Consider the following 10,259-nt stretch of genomic DNA (forward strand, 5'->3'; position numbering starts at 1 on the left):
AGTGGCACGCGAGCTGGGTTCAGAACGTCGTGAGACAGTTCGGTCTCTATCTACTGCGGGCGTTAGAAATCTGAGTGGAGCTGACCCTAGTACGAGAGGACCGGGTCGGACCGACCGCTGGTGCACCAGTTGTCCCGCCAGGGGCATCGCTGGGTAGCTATGTCGGGATCGGATAAGCGCTGAAAGCATATAAGCGCGAAACCGGCCACAAGATGAGATTTCTTTAAAGGGCCGTGGGAGATGACCACGTTGATAGGCCATAGGTGCAGGGGCAGTAATGTCCGTAGCCGAGTGGTACTAATTGCCCGTTGGGCTTGCGCAACGTAAGTCCCCTACTTCCGCTTTGCGGAACGTAGGGGCGACATCCCTTTTATATTATATTCGAACCGTGTGCTTTACTTAAAAAGAACGTATTTTTCCCCTCTACCTGTCCCATTATTATGTCATACTTCCGATCAGGGAGTATTAAAATATAGATGCAGGACCACGTCCAGCATAAAATTTAGGTGGCCATGGCGACGGGGCCCACCCCTTACCATTCCGAACAGGGAAGTTAAGCCCGTCTGCGCCGATGGTACTGCCACACCAGGTGGGAGAGTAGGCCGCCGCCTTCCTTGACCCCGACATGCTTCGCATCGTCGGGGTTTTTTTTTGTGGTATTGTGGGAGGGCCGATGACGTGGCCCTTCGGGCAGGTCATGGTCTCTTACGGAGTCTGATACTCGTCAGAGTCATCAGACCTGACCTGCACAAGGGCATGGCCTTTGGCAGCGTCATGGATAGGCCGCCGCCATAAGATCGCTGACCGGAAGCGTCAGCGTTCCTCGAAAGTCCCTTACATTTCTGTAAAGGACTTTTTTATTTTTAGAGATAATTTAAATTTTAATCTGTAGTTGTTATCTTGAAAGTATAAGGCGAATTCCAGTAATCAGGAATATCTTGATCATCATTCACAACAGTAGGTCTACTACCCCCTATAGTAACTCTAATAATATATGTACCTTCTTGAAGTATGGAGCTTGTTTGGGTGTTGTAAATAGCACCATCTTCTGAAACCACTCCTGAAACCTCTTCATAATCTGTTATTAGTTGTTGCCCATCGGTAGTAAAAATTTTTACATTTAAGTTTACACTAGAGGGTACTTCAAGTAGCTCAACCTTTATTTTTGCTGGTTCTCTTAGTTGTGTAGAATAATAATCATAGCTTTGTGGTTCACCATAGGTTACCGAATTATTAATATGACCTGTTAGCGCATATGCTTCTATAATTTCATTTTTAGGAACTGATTTTGCTTGTGAAAGTTCATCGTTTGGCTCGTAACAATCCACAATGTCGGTATAAATCCAATTAATTTCATATGAAGTGGGACTCGTACTAGCAGGCACAAAAGAAGAGTAATGTGCTGCGATGTCATAACTGATTCCAGGATAAGCAAGGAAACTTGTGGTTCTAGTATTTTCATCATTGGTTTCAGCTGCGGTACTATTTGCAATAGCTCCTAATGTATCATTGGATGATGTAACCTTCAAACCTGGCACCACACCACTGTCATTTGTAAGAACAACGGTATAATATCCACCACCTGGGCCAGTTATTGCGGGTAATAGTTCAGTATACACATCCGTTTCATTTATTGCATCCCAAAATTCATTGATGTTACCCTCGTTATTTTCTGGCTGATAAGGGGTACAGTTATCAAATTCAGCAAAATCACGTACCCATTTTTGAATGTTACCTGGTCCGGCCGCTGCCACAGAAATACGAAGTGTATCATCAGTTCCAATTTCAATTTGGGCATCATAATAGTTATAGTCACTACCCAATTCGGAATAATCATAATTATCCGATTCCTTGGAAAGAATATCTTTCCACTTAATATCCTCTTTTTCAAAACCTGAATCCTGGGGTAATATAATCACTCCTTGATCCTCAATTACTCTTACGAGCATTCCGTTATTTGTAGGATTATTACCGCCCACCCTAAACCAATCTCCTTGTAGGTCTTCCACATTATTTGTAGTTTCAGTTTGGGGATTTTCAGTCTGAGGATTCTCCTGATTATCTTTCTCCTTTAGTGTTTCAGGAGTATCTTCAGTAGTACAGGCCATGATAAGTGATAAAACAAAGAAAGTTCTTAAAATTGTTTTCATTTGATAAAGATTAATTGGTTATAGTGAATTTGTACATCAGCTTTTTCTTATCGGCATCAGGTACTTCTGAAATCAAAATATAATTGCCCGGTGATAGGTCTACTTCAAAATACCCGTTGGCACCACTTGGAAGGTTGTTCATGCCTCCCAAAAATGTAAATCCATTTGGGGCTGGACTTCTTAATCCCATAGGGTTCATCCAGTTCAACCACTCAAATAAATCGGGTAATTCGGCAGAATCGTCATAGCGAACTAGATTGATATCGTGTCCCAAAAAGTGTTCATATACGGTCTGGTCCTCAAATTGCACTTGAAAGATTTGCTTTCCAGAAGAAACACTATCCTTCAGTACGATGCCTTTTGTACTGGATATGTTGACATGGGCAGTTGCTTTTGGTGGTCGTAATACTGTTTTGTTATCGGTTACAATAATTTGCTTGTACATACCATGACTGGTATGCCAAGATCCGTCCATCATTTTTACATAGCATTCCATAATATAGAGGCCAGGTTCAAGATAGACGGTACTTTTCGCGGTATTTTCAGGGGAAATAAGACCCGTACCACCCATGTACCTTACTTTTTGAAACCATTCTGGCAATTTGCCAAAAGCCAATACGGCATTGTCCATATCACCATCCATAATACGTTTCATGCCTTCTTCGAAGGGGGGAAGGATATCGTTTTTGGTATCCACTGCGGTTTTGCCAGCAGGATATAGATCCAGTAATATAAAATGGACTTCCTTCGACTCATTTGAATAGGTCAACGTGTTCCAGCCAGAATCAAGGGTGTCTTTTGAGATAAACTCCATACCACGGGTAAGTATGTTGACCATACCGGAAGTTTTATCAATGGTTGCCGATTCAAGTTTTGACTTTTCACTTTTCGGGTTTTCCCTACATCCTAATAACCCCAGAAATAGACCGCTCCAAAGGAATATGTGTTTGTTTATAGATTTCATACAATAGGTTTTATCTTTTACAGATGTTGAATGTTTTTATCACTTTATTATTCTCCAATATTATCAATTTGTATGTTCCTTTTTCCATATGATCAATGGGAATATAGATGCTACATCTATCTGTTTTGAACAATTTTAAATGCATGTTTCAATTTTAGAACAGGATAAATGTAGTCTAGGAATTTGTATAGGGATTGTAGATATGTTCCAAAGACTAGAACATATGTTACAACAAACATAACTTGCTTATAAACAATATGTTAGGCCTTAAACGCCGAAGGAGTTTTGCCAAAATATTCTTTAAAACAGCGGTTAAAGTATGACGGGGTGGAAAAACCTACTTGATAGGCGACCTCAGAAACAGATGCATCTGTATTGAGTAATAAATCACTTGCCAGTTTTAATCTTTGTGAACGTATGAATTCTGTGGTAGACATTCCTACGATAGCCGTAAGTTTACGGTGTAACTGTGTCCTGCTCATACCCATTTGCCTACAAAAAAATTCGCTATTAAAATCAGGGTCGGAAATATGGGAATCCAAAACCTTTTTGAGTTGACTAAGGAACCTGCTTTCTGTTGAAGTAATTGTAATATCTGGCGTGATGCTCAAATATTGACTGAAATGCTTCTGTAATTTGAGGCGTAGATCGATGAGTTTTTGAACAGTAATCACCAATTTTTCGCGATTAAAGGGTTTGTTGATGTACGCATCGGCCCCGGTTCTAAGACCTTCAATTTCATGTTGCTCCCCGCTTTTGGCAGTTAAGAGAATAATGGGGATGTGACTTGTTCTAGTGTCAAATTTTAAAGTATTGCACATTTCGATACCATCCATAACCGGCATCATAACATCACTGATAATCAAATCAGGATTTGATTCAAATGATTTTTTCAAACCCTCTTCCCCATTTATGGCTTCCTCGATCCTGTAATTGGTTTTAAATATGGATTTGATGTATTGTCTAATATCTGGGTCGTCTTCTACCAGTAAGAGCAATGGCTTTTGGCTGCTTCGCTCTAATTCAGTAGAATTATTCAATGCATAATTCACATTTGAATCAATCTTTTTTACCTCTTTTGACCTAGAAATTTCATTTGTTGCGAAGTATGAGGCTTCTGTAGGTATGTTAACGGTAAACTGCACCCTATTAGCATGGTCTAATTGGGCTATTACACTACCGTGTAAACGGGTCGTTAACTCCTTAACCAGAGACAAACCTATTCCCGCTCCTTTATTATTTTTATCTGTTTGATAAAACCTATCAAATATTCTGGAGAGGTCTTCTTGTGCAAGCGAATGCGAATCATTTATTACACTTACGATCAAGTGATGCTCTTGTTGTTGTGCATTAAATGTTATTTTTCCTTTGGATGAAGTGTATTTAATGGCATTGGAAAGTAAATTTGAAATTATTTTTTCTAAAGCATCGCGATCAAACCAAGCTAATTTTTGGACTTTAATCTGCTGCTCAAAATCAAGCCCTTTTACTTTTGCTTGAAATTCAAAGGAACTCAAAACTTCATTAAGAAATATATTTAGATTATCCTCACTTACATTCAATTCCAACTTTCCAGATTCCAATTTGGAAAGGTCAAGCATTTGATTGACAAGGTTCAACAACCGGTCTGCACTTCTTTTGACCAAATTCAGTTCTTTTTTGTCCTGCTCTTGAAGCCCTTTTTTTGCAAGTTGGTTTTCTACAGGTCCGGAAATAAGTGTCAACGGAGTCCTGATTTCGTGCGAAATATTAGTATAGAGGCGGTTTTTTAATTCATCCAGTTTTTGCAGACGCTCTTTTTCATCGTGCTCTTGGGCAAGTTCCATTTTCATTTGCCAACGCCAACTTAAATAACGATAGATGCCAAATAACATGAACAGCAACGCCAATACATACCCAGCTTTGGCCAAATTGGTCCAATACCAGGGTTTTAAGATGGTAAATGAATAGGTGGTAGGTTCCGTGTTCCATATGCCATCATAATTGCTCGACAGTACCTGAAATTCGTATTTGTTGGGGGGCAGGTTGGTATAATGTGCCACATTGTTATTGCCAGCACTGATCCAATCGGCATCGTTGTTTACTAGACGATATTTATATTGGTTCAATTCCGGTTGTGCAAATTGTAGGGAGGAAAAAGTGAACGATAGGGTATTTTCAGTGTGCCCAAGTTGTAATTCATTTGAAAAAGGAATTTCTTTATTGAACACTTCCAGTTTGGTCAATGCAGTTTTTGGAGGGACAGGATTTGTTTTGAGGTCCTTTGGGTTAAACCAATTGAGCCCTTTTATTCCTCCAAAATATAAAATGCCACTACTATTTTTATGAAAGGCCCCGGCATTAAATTCGTACGACTGTAACCCAAAGTAATTGCTGTAGTTTTCTATAGCTGAAATGGAATCATTTTCAATTTTGAGTTTAGTAATTCCTTTGTTGGAACTCAACCATAAATTTCCCTCGGTGTCAGGTAAAATACCATATATAATATCATTGGGCAGACCATCTTTTTTGGTGTAGGTTTTTATCCTGTTTTCTTTTATGTTGTATGATTTTAAACCATTGCCGTTTGTGCCAATCCAAAGCATGGGGTTATCATAATGCAACGAAAAAATCCTATCGGATATACCTTCAACTTCCAAAAATTTATTCTCCAGGATATCAAGACGGTACAGTCCGTCAAATTCCGTTCCTACCCAAAGGGTGTTTGCATCACCTTGCTCAATTGTATTAATATCCTGTTCAACGGTACTTATATAATAATTTGAAGCCAAACTTGAATTTTCCGAGGTAAATTGTTTCTTTATACCTTTGTCTTGATCAAACTGCAAGAGACCATGATTGGTGCAAAGCCACATATTCCCCGAAACATCTTTAAAAATCTTTAATACAGTAAATGGTGCTGTTTCCTTGTAGAAAGTCATTTTACCATTGGCATCGATCTTTTGAAGTCCATTGTTCAAATGACCAATCCATAAGCCCCCTTCATCATAAAACAAGCTGACAATTCTATTTCCCAAAAGATCTGAATTCGTAGTCGAATAGGTGTTGTAATCTTGGGCAGCTAAGTCTATTTTGGTCAATCCTTGGTCTTCAGTGCCAACCCATATGGTATTGTTTTCACTGGTGGCGATAGCTCTTACACCGTCTATGTTTACATTTTGCGATACCTGATCATCTGTCAGTACATTGAATTTTTTTAGGTAAGCATCATAGTAACATACCCCGTTTCCTTGCGTTCCTATCCAAATGACTCCCGCATTGTCTTCAAGCATAAAAAACAAAGAATTGGAACTAAGCGCATATGGATCGTTCTTGTCATATATAAAGTTTTGGACGGTTTTTACACTGAAATCCACCAAAAACACGCCAAGCCTTTCAGTAGTAATCCATAGTCGATCTTGTTTGTCGACCAAAAGGTCTTTAACAATTAAATTCCCGGGAAGGGGATAATTGTCAAATCCTGTAAATGACTTAAAGCCAGTATCGTTTTTAGACTTTAAGTAGAGCCCTTTCTCATAACTCCCTAGAAATAAGGTACCTGTCTTGGATTTTGCGAACCGACTGAAAATAGTTTCGGGAGCAAGCTCAATAAACTGGTAGTCATTATCTTTAATCTCTATGATGCCATCATCTGTGGTTGCAAGAATGGTCTTGTCATCTGTCTCCAAAAAACTACAAACTGCAAAATGTCTATCTTTTGGTTTTAGGATTTGAACAGTGTCCTTGGTGTGATGGTCTATTTTAAAAAGTCCTTCTCCATAAGTGCCGATATAATAGTTTTGATCGGTATCTTGAGCCATTGTGATTACCTGTTCAAATCTAGGAACTTCATGAAAGCTATCAGTTTCTTGCTGGTAACGATTTAATTTTCCAGAGTTGGCCACGACCCATAATATCCCAGCGCTATCAACAAACAATTCACCCGAAATATACTTTACTTCCCGTTTCGTCTCACCGGAGGGAACATTGTAATGTGTAAATTCCCGACCATCATATTTATTGAGCCCATCTTCGGTATTAAACCATATATATCCGATTGTATCTTGAGCAATACTCAAAACACTATTTTGAGAAAGCCCTTCATTTACCGTTAAAGTACTGAAGGAAAATTGCTTTTGTATAGCGGATTCTTCTTGACTTTGTACAAAAGGACAATTGACCAAAAAAGATATGATCAATATTAAAAAGTATAATGTGACCGAACAGTTGTTGAAAGTGAGCTTTTTATTTCTAGAAACAGTTCGCAGCATCTCACAACATTTAAACGAAATCAGGGTGGGACATTAAATTAATTTTACATCCTAAAAGATAAGCATTTATTAAATGTCACATAATAAAATTATTTTTATACCCTTGGCAAATCCCCTTCACCTTTAAGGGGGAGCTCAAAGCTACCCATTAAATACGCGTCTACATGATAGGCCGCCGCCATAAGATCGCTGACCGGAAGCGTCAGCGTTCCTCAAGCCCCTTATAGCATCGTCGGGTTTTTTTTGCGCTATACATATATGGTAGGGCCGTTGTGGGTATTCCCACCCCCACATCAGGTATTGAAGTACAGTTCGGTATTTACTGGAGGTGACCTGCCCTAAAGCATCGCTTGGGCTTGGCCATCATTAAGCTGTAATATTTCCCGACCGCGAAATGAAGTGCATCAAAGGATTTAAGTTTTATCGATTTAATGAGTAGGCATAGCATGATTATAAGGGAATTATTAGTGCCAAATGGATATAAAAAAAGCCACTTTATTGAAAAAGTGGCTTTTTTTAAGGGTATATATAATGAATGCTAAATCCTTGGCAAATCCCCTTCACCTTTAAGTGGGAGCTCAGAACTACCCATTAAATAGGCGTCTACATGATATGCGGCCTGTCTACCTTCTGATATGGCCCAAACGATCAAGGATTGACCTCTACGTTGATCACCGGCTACAAAAACACCGGGAACATTACTCATATAATCTTTTATACTGGCCTTTATGTTGGTTCTTGGATCAGCCTCTAATCCGAATTGATCAGCCAAGGTCATTTCAGAACCGGTAAAACCAAGGGCCAAAAGGACCAAGTCACATTTCCATTCTTTTTCCGTTCCCTTTACTTCCTTTAAAATGGGGCGTGAGCCCGGTTCTTTGATCCATTCCACCTCCGTAGTGATCAAACCTTTCAGATTTCCGTCTTTATCACCAATAAATTCCTTGGTCGATATACTGAAAAATCGTTCAGCCCCTTCTTTATGCGAAGAGCTAGTACGTAATCGCATCGGCCAAAAAGGCCAAGGCTGATCAATGGGGCGTTCAACTGTCCCTTTGCCCATGATTTCAAAATTCGATACCGATTTTGCACCGTGCCTAATGGATGTGCCAATACAATCAGAACCTGTATCCCCTCCACCTATAACAATGACATCTTTATCAGTGGCTAATATTTCTTCACCTAAATCCTTGATTCCATCGACCCGGCGATTGTTTTGACCAAGAAAATCCATGGCCTGTACGACACCTTTAAGATCAGCTCCTTTTATGGGTAGGTTTCTTCGTACCGTTGCTCCACCGCATAAGACCAAGGCATCAAAATCTTCCTTTAGTTGGTCCGCTTTGATATCGACACCGACATGAACCCCACATTGGAATACGATACCTTCTGCTTGTAACACCTCTAATCGTCTATCGATAACTTGTTTTTCCATCTTAAAATCAGGAATACCATAGCGTAGAAGTCCACCTGGTTTTTCATCCCTTTCGAAAACGGTAACCAAATGTCCCGCCCGATTCAATTGTTGTGCCGCGGCCAAACCAGAAGGTCCGGAACCGATAACCGCAACTTTTTTTCCGGTACGTTGCTTTGGCAGTTCGGGTTTTATCCATCCATTGGCAAAGGCTTTCTCTACGATATTCTTCTCAATATTCTCAATGGTAACGGGGTCTTCATTGATCCCGAGTACACAAGCTTCCTCACAAGGGGCCGGACATAGTCTGCCGGTAAATTCAGGAAAGTTGTTGGTGGCATGCAAAATATACGCCGCTTTCTCCCATTTACCGCGATAAACGGCATCATTGAAATCTGGAATAAGGTTACCCAAAGGACAACCGCCATGACAAAACGGAATACCACAATCCATGCAACGTGCCCCTTGCTCCTTCAACTCCGATTCCTTCATTGAAAGGGTAAACTCTTTGTAGTTTTTTACACGAGTTTCAACGGGTGCATATTCCTCAACTTTTCTATCGAATTCCAAAAAACCTGTAATCTTTCCCATGTCTCGATTTAAATTGTTTGTAATTTTTCTCTTTCTAAACGAATCAATGCTTGTTTGTATTCTTCAGGGAAGACCTTGACAAAGTCCTTAAGGCATTCTTGCCAATGTTCAAGAATACGCTGTGCCAACGGACTCATGGTGTAGTTATAATGGCTTTCGATCAATTCCCTCAGTTGGTTGATATCTTCATCCTCATCTACCGCAAGTAGGTTTAAAGCCTCGGTATTGCAATTATTTTTAAATGTCTTGTTCTTATCATAGACATAGGCAATTCCACCACTCATACCAGCTCCAAAATTACGGCCTACCTCTCCTAGTATAACGGCAACCCCTCCGGTCATATATTCGCACCCATGATCACCAATACCTTCGACTACGGTTTTTGCACCGGAATTCCGAACACAAAACCGCTCTCCTGCCTTTCCATTGATATAAGCTCTACCGGCAGTGGCCCCATAGAGGGTAACATTACCGGTAATGACATTTTTCTCTGGAACGATGGTCGATCCTTCTGGTACTTTTATAACCAATTTTGCGCCAGAAAGTCCTTTGCCCAGATAATCGTTTGTATTGCCGTTTACGGTCATGGTAAGACCCTTGGTGGCAAAAGCCCCAAAACTTTGTCCAGCAGAACCAGTGAAATTCAATTTGATGGTATTGATTGGCAGACCTTCTGCTCCATAGACTTTTGAAATCTCATTACTGATAATGGCGCCAATGGCCCTATCTGTATTTTTAATGGGAAAATCCAAAGAGATCTTTTCTTTTCTAAACAGGGCAGGATGGGCTTTTTCCAAAATTTCAAATTCGATGGATTTATCCACATTGTGCTGTTGTTTTTGCGTATTGTAGAACTTGGTCCCCTTGGGAACGTTGATTTCATGAAGAAT

General features: G+C 40.0%; 4 protein-coding genes, 2 rRNA genes and 1 pseudogene. 2 read left to right on the forward strand and 5 right to left on the reverse strand.

The window, feature by feature from the left end:
• Together WBM98_RS02090 and rrf are read left to right on the forward strand one after the other, a co-directional pair.
• Positions 1-322, forward strand: a 23S ribosomal RNA gene (locus tag WBM98_RS02090); the annotation flags it as partial.
• A 180-nt stretch (positions 323-502) separates the two neighbouring features.
• Positions 503-614: ribosomal RNA gene (rrf, locus tag WBM98_RS02095) — 5S ribosomal RNA — on the forward strand.
• A 267-nt stretch (positions 615-881) separates the two neighbouring features.
• On the opposite strand, the gene WBM98_RS02100 is transcribed toward rrf, so the two are convergent.
• From WBM98_RS02100 to WBM98_RS02120, 5 genes and pseudogenes are all read right to left on the reverse strand, one after another.
• Positions 882-2,150 (reverse strand): hypothetical protein, encoded by a 1,269-nt coding sequence (locus tag WBM98_RS02100; protein WP_424364369.1) that lies wholly within the window; start codon positions 2,148-2,150, stop codon positions 882-884.
• Positions 2,151-2,160: 10 nt separating this feature from the next.
• Positions 2,161-3,114, reverse strand: coding sequence for a hypothetical protein (locus tag WBM98_RS02105; RefSeq protein WP_424364370.1), 954 nt, complete (start codon positions 3,112-3,114; stop codon positions 2,161-2,163).
• 260 nt (positions 3,115-3,374) lie between these two features.
• Positions 3,375-7,364 (reverse strand): two-component regulator propeller domain-containing protein, encoded by a 3,990-nt coding sequence (locus WBM98_RS02110; protein ID WP_424364371.1) that lies wholly within the window; start codon positions 7,362-7,364, stop codon positions 3,375-3,377.
• 538 nt (positions 7,365-7,902) lie between these two features.
• Positions 7,903-9,369, reverse strand: coding sequence for a glutamate synthase subunit beta (locus tag WBM98_RS02115; RefSeq protein ID WP_424364372.1), 1,467 nt, complete (start codon positions 9,367-9,369; stop codon positions 7,903-7,905).
• Positions 9,370-9,377: 8 nt separating this feature from the next.
• A pseudogene (locus tag WBM98_RS02120) lies at positions 9,378-10,259 on the reverse strand (glutamate synthase subunit alpha); the annotation flags it as partial.

The sequence above is a fragment of the Maribacter sp. genome, assembly GCF_049667165.1.
GTDB lineage: Bacteria > Bacteroidota > Bacteroidia > Flavobacteriales > Flavobacteriaceae > Maribacter_A.